This window comes from Nocardia sp. NPDC050710 (assembly GCF_040654375.1).
Taxonomy (GTDB): domain Bacteria; phylum Actinomycetota; class Actinomycetes; order Mycobacteriales; family Mycobacteriaceae; genus Nocardia.
In genome coordinates this window covers 798,338-811,518 of the sequence record NZ_JBFAHV010000001.1, presented here as the reverse complement: position 1 = coordinate 811,518, position 13,181 = coordinate 798,338, and the positions used below count along the sequence as shown (strand labels likewise).

The 13,181-nt window shown below is 65.9% G+C and carries 12 protein-coding genes; 3 read left to right on the top strand and 9 right to left on the bottom strand.

The features are described from left to right. Nucleotides 1-2: 2 nt before the first annotated feature. From AB0H61_RS03775 to AB0H61_RS03760, 4 genes are all read right to left on the bottom strand, one after another. Nucleotides 3-929 carry an MHYT domain-containing protein gene (locus AB0H61_RS03775; RefSeq protein WP_357298806.1) on the bottom strand — a complete coding sequence of 309 codons (927 nt, stop codon included), beginning with the start codon at nucleotides 927-929 and terminating at the stop codon, nucleotides 3-5. Nucleotides 930-1,088: 159 nt separating this feature from the next. Beyond that, nucleotides 1,089-1,655: a hypothetical protein gene (locus AB0H61_RS03770; protein WP_357298803.1), complete on the bottom strand. Its 567-nt coding sequence runs from the start codon at nucleotides 1,653-1,655 to the stop codon at nucleotides 1,089-1,091. A 62-nt stretch (nucleotides 1,656-1,717) separates the two neighbouring features. Next, nucleotides 1,718-2,143, bottom strand: coding sequence for a hypothetical protein (locus AB0H61_RS03765; protein ID WP_357298800.1), 426 nt, complete (start codon nucleotides 2,141-2,143; stop codon nucleotides 1,718-1,720). 612 nt (nucleotides 2,144-2,755) lie between these two features. Further along, the gene (locus AB0H61_RS03760; RefSeq protein WP_357298798.1) at nucleotides 2,756-4,699 is read right to left on the bottom strand and encodes a hypothetical protein; all 1,944 of its coding nucleotides are present in this window, start codon (nucleotides 4,697-4,699) and stop codon (nucleotides 2,756-2,758) included. A 16-nt stretch (nucleotides 4,700-4,715) separates the two neighbouring features. On the opposite strand from AB0H61_RS03760, the gene AB0H61_RS03755 reads away from it, so the two are divergent. After that, the gene (locus AB0H61_RS03755) at nucleotides 4,716-6,089 is read left to right on the top strand and encodes an acyl-CoA carboxylase subunit beta (RefSeq protein ID WP_357298795.1); all 1,374 of its coding nucleotides are present in this window, start codon (nucleotides 4,716-4,718) and stop codon (nucleotides 6,087-6,089) included. Nucleotides 6,090-6,234: 145 nt separating this feature from the next. Here the strand turns inward: AB0H61_RS03755 and AB0H61_RS03750 are convergent, their stop codons facing one another. The 3 genes from AB0H61_RS03750 to ppgK all read right to left on the bottom strand — a co-directional run bounded on the left by AB0H61_RS03750 (nucleotide 6,235) and on the right by ppgK (nucleotide 10,043). Beyond that, nucleotides 6,235-7,347, bottom strand: coding sequence for a lipase family protein (locus AB0H61_RS03750; protein ID WP_357298793.1), 1,113 nt, complete (start codon nucleotides 7,345-7,347; stop codon nucleotides 6,235-6,237). 334 nt (nucleotides 7,348-7,681) lie between these two features. Further along, nucleotides 7,682-9,055: an RNA polymerase sigma factor gene (locus AB0H61_RS03745; protein WP_357298791.1), complete on the bottom strand. Its 1,374-nt coding sequence runs from the start codon at nucleotides 9,053-9,055 to the stop codon at nucleotides 7,682-7,684. A 229-nt stretch (nucleotides 9,056-9,284) separates the two neighbouring features. Next, a complete protein-coding gene (ppgK, locus tag AB0H61_RS03740; RefSeq protein WP_357298788.1) occupies nucleotides 9,285-10,043 on the bottom strand; it encodes a polyphosphate--glucose phosphotransferase in 759 nt (252 codons plus the stop codon). Between the two features lie 201 nt (nucleotides 10,044-10,244). Between ppgK and AB0H61_RS03735 the strand changes: the two genes are divergently transcribed. After that, nucleotides 10,245-11,159 carry an inositol monophosphatase family protein gene (locus AB0H61_RS03735; RefSeq protein WP_357298785.1) on the top strand — a complete coding sequence of 305 codons (915 nt, stop codon included), beginning with the start codon at nucleotides 10,245-10,247 and terminating at the stop codon, nucleotides 11,157-11,159. A gap of 54 nt (nucleotides 11,160-11,213) precedes the next feature. Here the strand turns inward: AB0H61_RS03735 and cei are convergent, their stop codons facing one another. Next, the gene (gene cei / locus AB0H61_RS03730) at nucleotides 11,214-11,888 is read right to left on the bottom strand and encodes an envelope integrity protein Cei (protein WP_357298783.1); all 675 of its coding nucleotides are present in this window, start codon (nucleotides 11,886-11,888) and stop codon (nucleotides 11,214-11,216) included. 376 nt (nucleotides 11,889-12,264) lie between these two features. Between cei and AB0H61_RS03725 the strand changes: the two genes are divergently transcribed. Continuing rightward, on the top strand, nucleotides 12,265-12,567 hold the full coding sequence (locus tag AB0H61_RS03725; RefSeq protein ID WP_357298780.1) for a DUF4193 domain-containing protein: 303 nt from the start codon (nucleotides 12,265-12,267) through the stop codon (nucleotides 12,565-12,567). A 66-nt stretch (nucleotides 12,568-12,633) separates the two neighbouring features. Here AB0H61_RS03725 and AB0H61_RS03720 read toward each other — a convergent pair whose 3' ends face one another. Beyond that, on the bottom strand, nucleotides 12,634-13,107 hold the full coding sequence (locus AB0H61_RS03720; RefSeq protein ID WP_357299839.1) for a DUF3093 domain-containing protein: 474 nt from the start codon (nucleotides 13,105-13,107) through the stop codon (nucleotides 12,634-12,636). Nucleotides 13,108-13,181 lie beyond the last annotated feature (74 nt).

Genomic DNA, 13,181 nt, shown 5'->3' with positions numbered 1-13,181 from the left:
TCTCAGCGACGGCGGGGTACCGGGCGGGTGGTCGGCCAGTACGGCGTGGTCGGCGAGTCCGTGCCCACCCAGTGATCGGGTTGCTCGGGTTCGGGCCGCTCGATCGGGGTTGAAACAGGTTGCAGTAGTGGCGCTTTCGCGATGGGCGGCGGGGCCACATCGTCGCCCGTGGGGCGCAGGGTGGGGGGACGCAGGGGTGGTAGCTCGATATCGCGTTCGATCGAGGTCAGGCTGATGCTGATGAGCAGCAGCATGGTCACGATGCTGATCGCCACGATCAGCGGGGCCAGCAACTGGAGCCCGTCGACGCCGGAGGGGGCAGCGTGATGGCCGCTGTGGTGCGCGTGCATCGACGACATGCCGGTGTAGTGCATGCCGCACACCGCGACAGCCATGATCAGTGCCGCGCCGATGGTGGGGACAAAACCCCTGACGCGCAACGTGAACCAGAGCGCCACCGTGGCCGCCACCACCGCGATCACCAACGACAACACGACCAGGCGCATGTCGTAGCTGATGGTGGCGGTCGTCTTCATCGCGTACATGCCGGTGTAGTGCATACCACCCACGCCGAGGCCGGTGGCGGTGCCGCCCGCCAGCAACGCGAACAGCGTCGGACGCGGGGTGATCACCAGGAACAGCCCGAGCCCGACCACGACGATCGCGGTGAGCGCGCTCAGCAGGGTGAGCGGCACGTCGAAGCGGATCTGCGCGCCTTTGATCGAAAACCCGAGCATCGCAATGAAATGCATGACCCAGATGCCGGTGCCGCCGATGGAGACGGCGGCCAGGGCGAGCCACCCGGCACGGCCCTGACCCGTTCTGGCCCGGGCGGTGCACTGCAACCCGAGAAGCGAGCCCGTAAAGGACATGGCGTAGGCCAGTAGGGGTGTCAACCACCCGTAACTGAAGTGGTAAATGTCTAGCACAACAAAACCCCACTGCCGGACGAGGCCGCCCGGCGTAACTGAAACTTGTAGAGGCTCAGACGATACGGCAGGGGTGGCCGAACCGCGCTGCGAAAGCCGATTCCGGTAGGTGGCCTCCATCACTTTCGGGTTTAGTTGAAAGTGAAATTGGTTAGTGGCCTAAGGGTTTTCGGGTGTCGGAACCGACTGCGCCCAGCCGATCAACCAGGCTTCGTGTTCGGCCGGGAGTACGCCGCTGCCGACGCCCAGATCGATGCGCGCGCACTTGTAGAACTCGTTGCGGCGACGTCCCATATTCTCGTAGAGCCGCGTATACACCTCGTGGTCCACCGCCCGCCCCTGTGCCACATGGCCGAGCGCCCACGCGGCCGTGTGCCAATCCCGCGCTGCCGCAATAGCTTCCGGCGAGGCGAGCAGCAGCATCGTCTCCCACTTGATGGAGCGCTCGACCTCCGTCTCGGCGAGTACCCGGAGGCCGATATCGAGATCGATCGGCTGGGTGGCCGCCGGATATCCGCGCGCGGCCGCGAGCTGATAGGACACGGTCACCAATTTCTTGAGGGCGTTACCGTATTCGCTGTAGGCGGCCAGCCGCCGGTCGTCCCACCGCGTGTTCTGCATCCGTCGCCACTTGGCGCGTTCGTTCAATGCGGTCACCGCGTAGGTCGCGCCCGCGCCGAGCATCACACCGGCCAGCGGAAGAATCTGTTGCAGAACAGCGCTCACGCATCAAGTGTGTCGGCGGCACAACACTTTTTGGGTCTGAATGACATACGCCGGTGCGCTCATCAGATGCGGCGGGTCACCTGGAAGATGGTGCATCCCGGGCCGGTCACCCGGCCGCTGAGATGGGAGGGCGAGACGTCGTCGGCGACCAGATCCACCATCAGGTAGTCACCGGGCCGGGTGATCCAGCGCCGCTGGGTGAAGGTCAGGACATTGTGCAGATAGCCCACGCCCATCTCGAAGGCGCCGATCGGGATCCCGGGATTCGCCGGGGAGGGGCCGAAGCCGAAGACAGCACGCGAGCCGGCGCCGTCCGGCGGGTCGAGCGTCAACGTCAGGGCCGTCTCGCCCTGTGAACAGAAATACGAACCAGTCCACTCACCCGCGAGCACACGCAGCGGGACCCGATCGCCCGCGGGGGTGGTGGACGGCGCCGTCGCGGCGACACCGACCGCACCGGGTTCGGGACCGGGTCGTCCTGCGACCACCTGCCCACATCCACTGAGAAGTATCGAAACAGCACACACCGCAGTGAATGCGGCCCCCCGAAACATGGAGCCGATAGTAGTCGTCGCATTATGAACGTGTGAATGCTATGCCCCTCCAAAGAAATTCGGCGTCATCAACAAGCGCTGTGCCTGCCGATATCCTGGAGTGAACGCAATCCGATGAGCGCCAAGTGCCCCGTGGTACTGCTGGCACTACGGCGTGACCGTTCGGGTTCGGGCGCCTGTGGTTCGTTGTTGGCGAGTTCGGACAGCCTCGCCTGGTCGGATGCGGCCCGCCGGGAGGAGGTGCCGTTGCTGGGGGTGCAGCGGGCACAAACTTCGCGAACTGCCGTATCCACCGCACTACAGCAACGTGCTGACTGGGCGGTCCTTACTCAAACCGTCGACTTCGTGGCGTACTCCCCTGGGCACGGTCGGTCCGAGGTGTCTCGGGTCAGGGTTCGCCCGACTGTTTCTAACCGCGCGGGAAGCGGCCTTACAGCTCACTATCTATAACTATTGCCAGCATGCGTGCGGAGTTGAACTGCTCGATGCCGCATGTGCACATGTCCGAGTCGTGGCGGATCGAGCGTCGGTCAGTCTGTTGGTTGTTCAGTTGCGACCAGAGGTGATGTAGTAGTACATGGGGTCGATCAGGTCGATGAGATGTTCGATTTCGTTGTCGGTGAAGCGGTTTCGGCGGCTGATGGTGATCAGCACGAGGTCGTTGATCGCTTTGGCGATGGTGTCGAATTCGCTGACGGGTGGCGCGGGTGCGGTGCTGGTTGCGCTTCGCGAGGGGTCTGCGCGTTTCAGGTCGGTGCTGGCGTTGGCGGCCCACGTGCGAAGAATGCCGCTGGCGCCGCGTGGGCTTGCGGCGGCGGTGTGGTCGTAGAACTGGATGGCGGCTTGGATCAGTACCGCTGGGTGAGGATGAACAAGGGAGTGGCCGGTTCGGTCGGCGCCTATGCGCTTGGCAGGCTCGTTCGTTATTCCGAGGGATTGCGCTTTCGCTGTCAGGTAGCGCGCAACGAGGATGTCGCGGATGATGCCGTATTCTGCGGTTCGGAGCAGGTCGATAGCCGCCTGTTCGTAGTTCTCCACGGTCGAACCGATGCGGTCGAATTCAGCGGTCGGGTCGGGTCGGTCGAACCGGCTGGTGAGATCGGCGAGGCGCAGTAGCGCGCGGATGTTGCCTTCGTGGCGGTGGCGTTCACCGGTGGTTGAGGGGAAGCAGGCCAACAACTTTCGTGTCGGGTTATCCATATCTTCACCGAAGATCGCGGCGTACAGCTGCTGGTGTTCGGGATGGGTTGCATAGGCAAGGTGGATTCGGCGCAATCCGACGATGACATCGGCGAGTTCGTATGCCCGCAGGGTGTCTTGTGGCTCCCGGGCGATGCTTGGGTTGGGGCTACACAGCTCGATCAGCGTGGTGGTGATCGTGTGATGCGCTCGCATTTCGCGGTCAGGATCTTCTTCGCTGAGCGCGCGGGCATGTTCGGCGTGGAATCGCGCCAGTTCGTGGTGCAACTGCCAGCCGAGAGCGTCGGCGAAGCCCATCTCGGTTTCTTTGATGGACCGGATCCGGCTCAGCCCGGTGGGCTCGTAGACGGGTTTCTTGCACAGGGTCGATTCGGCGGCTGCCGCTGCGCGGGTGCAGCGTATCCCCATCATGCAATCCAGGCGCGCTGCTGGATCGACCAGGGCGATCCCCCGGCGCGCCCAGTCGCGGGCCGCGACCACCGGTTGCTGATTCCCACGGCGCCGTTGTTGCAGGTGGCGTTCGGCCAGTTCCGCTGCCCAGAACAGCATGTCGGAGTGCTCATTGCGGGTCGATGCGTGGTCGAACTGTTCTTCCATACGAGCGATGTCGTAGTGCCGGGCGGAGAATCGCGCTTCCAATCGTTGCGCATCGACCCTGTCGACCCGGATGCCGGCGTGTTCGCCTCGCGCGGCGAGCGCTGCGATCTGATCCGGTACCGGCCGATTGTCGGCTGTCAGGTTCACGATGACCGCGGCGGCGAGCGCTTCGAGAGTTTTGAAGTGCTTCCACATGGTGGCCTTCGGGATCGGGCCCTCGGTGCCGTCGCGTCGAATGTATCCACGGGCACTGCTGCACACATCGGCGAGCGTGAGCCGTTCGATGGAACTGCCCGGATGCGGTGTGGTGATTCTGTCCATCATCACCTGCTCGGCGGCGGCGGCGATCATCGCCCTGGTGTGTTCCTCGAGTACACGGCCGGCTCGCGCCTGGTAGCTCGTTGCATCGCGGTGTATTGCTGTAGACGACACGACCTCTGAGTCTATTGCAGTACACATAGTTGTGCACTCGTCTATTCCGGCTAGGGTCGGCCCTTGAAGGTGAAACCGGCAGCCCGGTTCGAGGGAGGAACCATCTGTGGAGACGACTGGCGCGAGACTCGCTCTACTGCAACAGAATCTGGCAGCAGCACACGAACCGACAGGGGCGGCAGGAATCGCCAAACGCGCCGCGAAGAACATTCCCAGCCCGCGCGACCGCATCGAAATGCTCTTGGATCCAGGTAGTTTCATCGAAGTAGGTGCGCTCGTGCGGCAACCTGGACGTGCTGACGCCCTCTACGGCGACGGCGTTGTCACCGGCCGGGGAACGGTCGATGGGCGTGCGGTAGTGGTGATTTCGCACGATCAGACGGTGTATGGCGGATCGATCGGGGAGATGTTCGGGCGCAAGGTTGCCGCAGCGATGGACTTGGCGGCCGATGTCGGGTGCCCATTCCTTGCGATCAACGATTCCGGTGGTGCGCGGGTACAGGACACCGCGACCTCGCTCGCCTGGTACGCGGCCCTGAGCCGACGGCAACTACGCATGTCCGGCGCAGTGCCGCAGGTGTCGTTGATGCTGGGCAAATGTGCTGCGGGGGCAGTCTATTCACCGATCAACACGGACGTGCTGATAGCGACAGAATCCGCCTACATGTTCGTGACCGGACCTGACATCATCCACGAGACCACCGGTGAGGAGGTGACTCTCGAAGAGCTCGGTGGCGCGTTCAACCAAGCCCAGAACGGCAATATCCACCACGTCGCCGCCGACGAACGCGCGGCATTCGCCTGGGCGCGTAACTATCTGAGCTTCATGCCGTCCAACTGCTTCGACCAGCCACCCGTGGTGAATCCTGGCCTCGAGCCCGGCCTCACCGACAGCGACCGGGAACTGAATACAATCATTCCCGATTCTGACCGGGCCGGATACGACATGTACGACATCCTGGCAAGGATTTTCGACGACGGCGACTTCCACGAAGTCGGCGATGCCGCCGCCCGCAACCTGATCACCGGCTTCACACGGGTCGACGGCCGCAGCGTCGGCGTGATCGCCAACCAGCCGCTGGTCGCCAGCGGGGCGATCGACGCCCGCTGTTCGGACAAAGCCGCGCACTTCATCCGGCTCTGCGACGCCTTCGGACTCCCGCTGGTCTTCGTCGTCGACACTCCGGGGGTCCTGCCCGGCGTCGAAGAGGAAAAGATCGGCGTCATCAAACGCGGCGGCCGATTCTTCTACGCCGTCACCGAAGCCACCGTGCCGATCGTCACCGTCATCGTCCGCAAAGCCTACGGCGGCGCCTACGCCGTCATGGGATCCAAACAACTCGGCGGCGACATCAACCTCGCCTGGCCCACAGCGCGTATTGCCGTCATGGGCGCCGAAGCCGCCGTCAGCCTGACCCAGCGCCGTCAACTCGCAGCCGTCCCGGAGAACGAGCGGCCCGCACTACGCCGGCAGCTGATCGACTTCTACAACGCCACCATGGCCACCCCGTGGACCGCCGCCGAACGCGGCTACATCGACGCGGTGATCGAACCGGCCCACACCCGACTGGAAATCCGCAAAGCACTGCGCCTGCTCCGCGGAAAGACCATCCAGCACGGCCCCCGCAAACACCACCTCCTGCCGCTCTAGAACATAACCGGCCGGTGACAGGACGCGCGTCCATACCGACCGTCCGGACATCCGGTCCGGCTGGCGCTGGATTGGGCCACATACGACACCACCTCGACCAACCCGACCCCAAGTAGCCGAACCGCTCGGCGAGTGTGTCAGGAGATCATTTCGCCGGGATCAGATGGGCGTCGCCGAATTCGTTGAGTGTCTTGCCTTCGGTCAGGGCCGTGATGGCCGAGATGTAGTGCTGTGGGCCGTGGTCGTTCACAGAGAACCGGAACGGCAGGCCCCGCAGCCCACGGAACTTGCTCGCCACGAAGCCGAGTGGGAGCTCGACGAGCCCGATGAGGTCGCTCATCTGCATGATCGGGTCGTCGGAGGTGTCCTTCCACTCGCTGCGGTCGTAGCGGTACTCGCGTCCGAAGTGCTGGAAATCGTCGGAGTCGCTCGGCGGGAGGTGCGGCACCACATCCTTCCGGTAGACGTAGCGGATCACGTTCCGGTCGAGGAATTCGTGCGCGGCGCAGGCCTTGGCGAACTCCGGCGAGCCCACCATCGGTGCGCCGAAGGTGTATGCGCCCTTGGACACCGGCGCGAAGAGCTCGACGTACTCCTCCTCCACCGACAGCATCACGGCCATGAGCGCGGCCATCGCCCCGCCGAGGCTGTGACCGGTGAGGTAGAGCGTGGTCAGCGGCTTCTCCATCGGCTCCATCGGCGTTTGTTCGTCGTCGTCGAGTACGGAGCGCCCCTCGAGCGCCCGCTTCAACGCCGCGATCACCGCGAACCGGGTCGCCCGTACGTTGCGGTAGAACCCGGCATGGACGGCATACGCGTCCGCATCGACGGCCTCCGCACCCTGGGGCTTCGGAAACGGGAAGGCGATCTTGTCGGGGTGGACATCGGCGTCGGTCAGCCAGTTGACCACGTTGGTCGGTTCTGTGCCGCGGTAGGCCAATATCACGACGCTGCCGTCGCTGCTCTGGATCAGGTAGGCGGTGGACCGGATGAACATCGCGTCCACGGTCATGTGCATCCCCAGGCAGTGGGCGCCCGTCAGGCCCATCCGCGCGAGCATCGTCGACACCGTCTCGGCGTCCGAGTAGGCGTAGCCGGACGCGACGGCGAGGGTGTGGGCCACGGTCGGGTCGGGTTGCTGCTCGACCTTGGTGAGCGCTGCCTCGAGATGGTCGTATACCGGGAATGTGGGCGACGAGGTCGGCTTGGTCGGCCGGAGGGTGTCCAACGACGGTGCAATCGACTTCTCGATCAGCATGACGCGACGGTACCCGACCTCGATCGGGTTCGGCGGTGATTCCGCGACGCCTGCGCGGCGGCTGACCGCTCGGTCCTCCCGTGAGCCTGCCGGTCGTGATCATCGCTCCGGGGACCGTCAATGGGATCGTCCCCCACGGGATCGCTCCGTCCGTCGGTTGTGGCAGTCCCGAGGTGCGGGCACCGTCAGAGGAATCCTTCGAGCCGCCATCCCTTGGCAGCGAACATCGGGACGAACTCGGCGGCGACTATCTCGACTGGCAGCGCTGTGCTTGTCGAACAGTTGTGGCCTGACCTGCAAACTCGCAGGTCAGGCCACATCTTGCCGAGATATCTCAGTCCAGGTAGTCGCGCAGCACCTGGGAGCGGCTGGGGTGGCGCAACTTGCTCATGGTCTTCGACTCGATCTGCCGGATGCGCTCACGGGTGACCCCGTAGACCTGGCCGATCTCGTCGAGGGTGCGCGGCTGGCCGTCGGTGAGGCCGAAGCGCAGACGGACCACGCCCGCCTCGCGCTCGGACAGCGTCTCCAGAACCGACTGCAGCTGATCCTGCAGCAGGGTGAAGCTCACCGCGTCCACCGCGACCACGGCCTCGGAGTCCTCGATGAAGTCGCCGAGCTGGCTGTCGCCCTCATCGCCGATGGTCTGGTCCAGCGAGATGGGCTCACGCGCGTACTGCTGGATCTCCAGCACCTTCTCCGGTGTGATGTCCATTTCCTTGGCCAGCTCTTCCGGGGTGGGTTCGCGACCCAGGTCCTGGAGCAGCTCGCGCTGGATGCGGCCGAGCTTGTTGATGACCTCGACCATATGCACCGGGATGCGGATGGTGCGGGCCTGGTCGGCCATGGCGCGGGTGATGGCCTGCCGGATCCACCAGGTGGCGTACGTGGAGAACTTGTAGCCCTTGGTGTAGTCGAATTTCTCGACCGCGCGGATCAGACCCAGGTTGCCCTCCTGGATGAGGTCCAGGAACGCCATGCCGCGGCCGGTGTAGCGCTTGGCCAGCGAGACCACCAGGCGAAGGTTGGCCTCCAGCAGGTGGTTCTTGGCGCGGTTGCCGTCGCGCACGATCCAGTTGAAGTCACGGCGTGTCGCGACCGGGAGCTTCTCGCCCGCCTCGGCCCATTCGCGGACCTTCTCGGCCGCGTAGAGGCCGGCCTCGATCCGCTTGGCGAGTTCGACCTCCTCTTCGGCGTTGAGCAGCGCGACCTTGCCGATCTGCTTGAGGTAGGCGCGCACCGAGTCCGCCGATGCGGTGAGCTCGGCGTCCTTGCGGGCCTGCCGCAGCGCCTCGGATTCCTCTTCGTCCCAGACGAAATCGCCGGAGGCCTTGTCCGCGGCGGTCGGCTCGTCGGCCTCGGCCTCCTCGTCGGCTGCTTCCTCGGCCGCGTCCTCGACGATCTCTTCGGCGTCATCGGTGAGGTCGTCCTCGGAGACCTCGAGGTCTTCGAGATCCTCCATCTCGATCGACTCGTCGTCGAGCACCTCATCGCCGCCGGGCTCGCCGTCGGGTCCGACCTTCTTCGTGGCCGCCTTCTTCGCGGGCGCCTTCTTGGCGGCGGCCTTCTTCGCGGGCGCCGCCTTCTTCGCGGCGGCCTTCTTGGCGGGGGCCTTCTTGGCGGCAGCCTTGCGGACCGGCCGTGCTTCGGTTACATCTGCGGAGTCGGCATCGGCCGAGTCGGCGGTCTGACGGGTCGTGGCTACCACGTACGCCCTTTCGTGACGGTCTCGTGCGGCGTCACGCCAGAGTGGTGTTCCGGCGGAGCGGTCTGTCGGGTTTCACCGGCGGAGGGCCGGTCGGGTTTCACCGGCTCACCGCCGGGCATGTTCCATTGTAACGATCCAACTAGGGTACCTATGGCCACCTTGCGTATTGCGGTGCCGCGCGCGACGGGGTGAGCCCGGTAAATCCCGGGCGAGTCGTTTCGGAGATGCCTCATGGAGCCAGGCCGGCGTCGACGGCCATGGCCGCGCCGACGATGCCCGCGGTGTTCTTCAGGTGCGCGGGCAGCACCGGAGTTCGGTTGGTGAGCAGGGGGATCCACTGATCCGCGTCGCGGCTGATGCCGCCGCCCGCGACGATGACCGTCGGCCAGAAGAGATTCTCCAGACCGATCAGTACGGTACTGACCTCCGCCGCCCACTGCGGATAACTGAGTCCGTCCCGGTCCTTGATCGAGGCGGCGGCGCGGTGCTCGGCCTCCATGCCGCCGATCTCGAGGTGGCCCAATTCGGTGTTGGGCACCAGCGTGCCGTGGTAGAGCAGCGCCGAGCCGATGCCCGTGCCGAAGGTCAGTAACAGCACCAGCCCGGCGAAATCCTTTGCCGCGCCGTACCTGTCCTCGGCCAGACCCGCCGCGTCCGCGTCGTTGAGCACGCTGACCTCGCGCCCGCCCAGCACGGCGGAAAACAGTGTTCTCGCATCGGTGCCGATCCACGCCTTATCGATATTGGCGGCGGTGCGCGCGACGCCGCCGAGCACCACCGACGGCAGGGTGATGCCGACCGGGCCATCCCACTGGGCCTCGGCGACCAGCTTCGCCACCGCGTCGGCGACCGCCTGCGGTGTGGACGGCCGCGGCGTCGGGATCTTGATGCGCTCGTGGACCAACGCGCCGGTGGCCAGATCCACCGCGGCGCCCTTGACGCCGCTGCCGCCGATATCGATACCGAATGCGTGCCCCCGAGCGGACATGGCTAACCCCTCGTTCCGTATGCGTGGTGCGGACGTCCGTCCGAACGCCCCTGCTGGCCGGTGTGCCGACAGCGCCGTCGCACCGGTCCCACTGCCTCACCCACGACGGGCGGCGATGAGGTGCCCGACGACGGCGTTGTGTCGTGCACGACAAGAGTAATGCGAGTTCGATACTGCGCACCCCGAAGGATCTGTGATGCGATGGAGGGCGTGTCCGAATCCACCACGTCAGTCGTTGCCGCATCCGTCGACCTGCCCCCGGAGGAGGTGGCAGAGCTGCGCCGCATCGCGGTCGATCTCGCCGAATCCGCCGCCGCGCATGTGCGCGCCCGCCGCCCCGAGGTGTTCGGCCCGGCCGGTGCGCGCGCCGACGACGCCGTCCAGACCAAGACCCACCCGACCGATCCGGTCACCGTGGTGGACACCGAGGCCGAGGAGTTGATCCGGGCCCGGTTGGCCGAGCAGCGGCCCGGCGATCCGATCCTGGGGGAGGAGGGCGGCGGCAGCCTGGCCGGCGCCCCGGACGCGGTGCACTGGGTGGTCGATCCGATCGACGGCACCGTCAACTTCCTCTACGGCGTCCCCGGCTACGCGGTCTCGGTGGCGGCGATGCGTGGCGGCCGCTCGATCGCGGGTGCGGTCGTCGATGTCGCGCGAGCGGTGACCTACAGCGCCGGGCTCGGGCTCGGTGCTATCAGCGTCGACGCCGACGGCGCCGTCGAACACCTGCGGTGCACCGAGGCCGATGCGGTGTCGATGTCACTGGTGGCAACCGGTTTCGCCTACGGCAAGCACCGGCGGACCCGGCAGGCGGCGCTCATCGCGGAGGTGCTGCCGCAGGTACGCGATATCCGCCGGTTCGGGGCGGCGGCACTCGACCTCTGCTATGTCGCCGCGGGCCGGGTCGATGCCTATTTCGAGCACGGGCTCAATGCCTGGGACTGGGGTGCGGGTGCGCTCATCGCCGCTGAGGCCGGCGCGGTGCTGACCCTGCCGCCCGCTACCGCCCCCGGCGTCGACGGCGATCTGGTGGCCGCCGCGGCCCCGGGCATCGCGGTCGAATTGGCCGCGCTGTTCGACAAGATCGGTGCCACCGAACCGATTCCGGATCGCTGACATACGGCGAAACGCCGGGAGCCTCGATGAGGCCCCGGCGTTCGGTGGGGTTGCTCAGCAGCGTGCCGTGCGGGCGGCGTCGAGCAGATCGAGATCAATGGATCCGCCGCCCGGTGCGGGGTTCTTCAGCGACCGCAGCACCTCTTCGGCGTCATTGCTCGGCCGCAGCTCGCGGAACAGCGAGCCGAGTACCAGATCGACGGAGTCGTCGCCGCGCTGATCCTCGATCAGCTCGGCGCACGGCGCCACCAACTGCGCCGAGGCGGCGGCCGCGCGGCCGCTCACCCCGAATCGAATCTGGCCCGTGCATTCCAGGTCGCCATTGACGTATATCGAATCGTTGCCGTACTGCGTTCCGGGCGCACTCGCGAATCCGAGATCGCCGAGCTGCGAGGCGATGTGGGCGGCCTGCCCACGCTGGTTGTTCGCGTTCAGTACGCGCACCTTGCTGTTGGCGAGCGGGGCGGGTTCCACGTCCTGAAGACGTGACGCCCCGACCCGCTGTCCCAGCGCTGGGGGCTGTGCCGCGCCGCGGTCGGTGGCCGGACTCGGTGAGTTGCAGGCCATCGCGGTGGTGTCGTCGTCCTGCGTCGTCAGGGCCTTGATCCACACAATGGTGCAGATCAGCGCCATAACGCCGAGCATGATGAGCCAGGGCCGCGGGCGCCGCCGGATGAAGGGCCGTCCCTGCGGATCCGTTGCGCTGCCTTCGGTGATCAGTGAAACCACCAACACACTCTACGAAAATGTCTCGGGCACAGTGCGCAAGGTCTCGGCGAGTTCCCCGGTTGGTGTCGATTACCCCTCAGTTTCGAATCGTCTGTGTTTTGATTGCGACTTTTGCCTCGCGGTCCGCTATTGTCTGGCGGCCCAGATCGAATCACCAGCGGCGAAATCGGTGGTCGGTCGCGGGAACAAGTAGGGCATGTCCTGCGTTTACCGAGCGCTATCCGGAGTGGATCTACACGATCCGCCCTGATAGGTGACCGGTGCACGTGTGATGTGCACCACCGGCGGGGCGGTGCGGGGCACCTCGATTCCGGAAGGAATCGGCGTGGCGCGAGCCGGTCCGGGATATACGGAGTAAGGACGAGGGGAAGACGACATGGCAACCGACTATGACGCACCGAGGCGCACAGAAACCGACGATGTGTCGGAAGATTCGCTGGAGGAGCTGAAGGCTCGTCGCAACGAGGCACAGTCCGCCGTCGTGGATATCGACGAATCCGATACCGCGGAGTCGTTCGAGCTTCCCGGCGCGGACCTGTCCGAGGAAGTACTGACGGTTCGGGTCATCCCGAAGCAGGCCGACGAGTTCACCTGTTCCAGCTGTTTCCTGGTCCATCATCGGAGCCGGCTGGCCAGCGAGGCCGGCGGTCAGCTGATCTGCATGGATTGCGCCGCCTGATCTCCCCGGGAGATCGGAATATCGCGGCGGCCGGATCTCAGCCCGGGTTCGGCCGAGCGCCTTCTGTCAGTCCGCGCTCGGCAGCCCGAGCGCGGCTAGGACCTTTTCCGGGCGCCGGGTACTGATCAGCCAGTACGGTGTCGGATCGTCCGGGTCATCCAGGACGAGCAATACCATCGGCCCGATCCAGGGGCGGTGTTGCACATACGCGGCCGGGTCGAGTTGGCGGCCCATCGCCGCGCTTTTCGCCGTGGGCGCGACCACGGCCGCGCGGGAGACGAAGTTCACCGGCAGGTGCGCCCGATCGGCGCGCAGCTCCGGCGTTCCGGCCGCGTCACCGGTCACCTCCACCCGGTGGCGACTCAGCCACAGCAGCACCCATACCGGCACCGGGAACAGCAGCACGTAGGGCAGCCACGCACGGATTCCCGGTGCGCCCATGTGGATTTCGGCGGCCAGCAACCCGGCGATCGCGATCGCGACCGGCCACCACCACAGCGGCACCCAGAGACGCTCGCGGTACGGCTGGGGAGCTCGCATTTCGTTGTCCGTCACGGAGTGGTTGGGCTGGTCCGACACGACTCAACACTAAGTCACGAGCTCACGCGGGCGAC

What these genes read in the sequence shown, in the direction of transcription:
- AB0H61_RS03725 (WP_357298780.1), top strand. Translation starts at nt 12,265, where the DNA reads ATGGCAACCGACTATGACGCACCGAGGCGCACAGAAACCGACGATGTG.
- AB0H61_RS03720 (WP_357299839.1), bottom strand. Translation starts at nt 13,107, where the DNA reads ATGCGAGCTCCCCAGCCGTACCGCGAGCGTCTCTGGGTGCCGCTGTGG.
- AB0H61_RS03750 (WP_357298793.1), bottom strand. Translation starts at nt 7,347, where the DNA reads ATGCTGATCGAGAAGTCGATTGCACCGTCGTTGGACACCCTCCGGCCG.
- AB0H61_RS03735 (WP_357298785.1), top strand. Translation starts at nt 10,245, where the DNA reads ATGGAGGGCGTGTCCGAATCCACCACGTCAGTCGTTGCCGCATCCGTC.
- AB0H61_RS03760 (WP_357298798.1), bottom strand. Translation starts at nt 4,699, where the DNA reads ATGAAACTACCTGGATCCAAGAGCATTTCGATGCGGTCGCGCGGGCTG.
- ppgK (WP_357298788.1), bottom strand. Translation starts at nt 10,043, where the DNA reads ATGTCCGCTCGGGGGCACGCATTCGGTATCGATATCGGCGGCAGCGGC.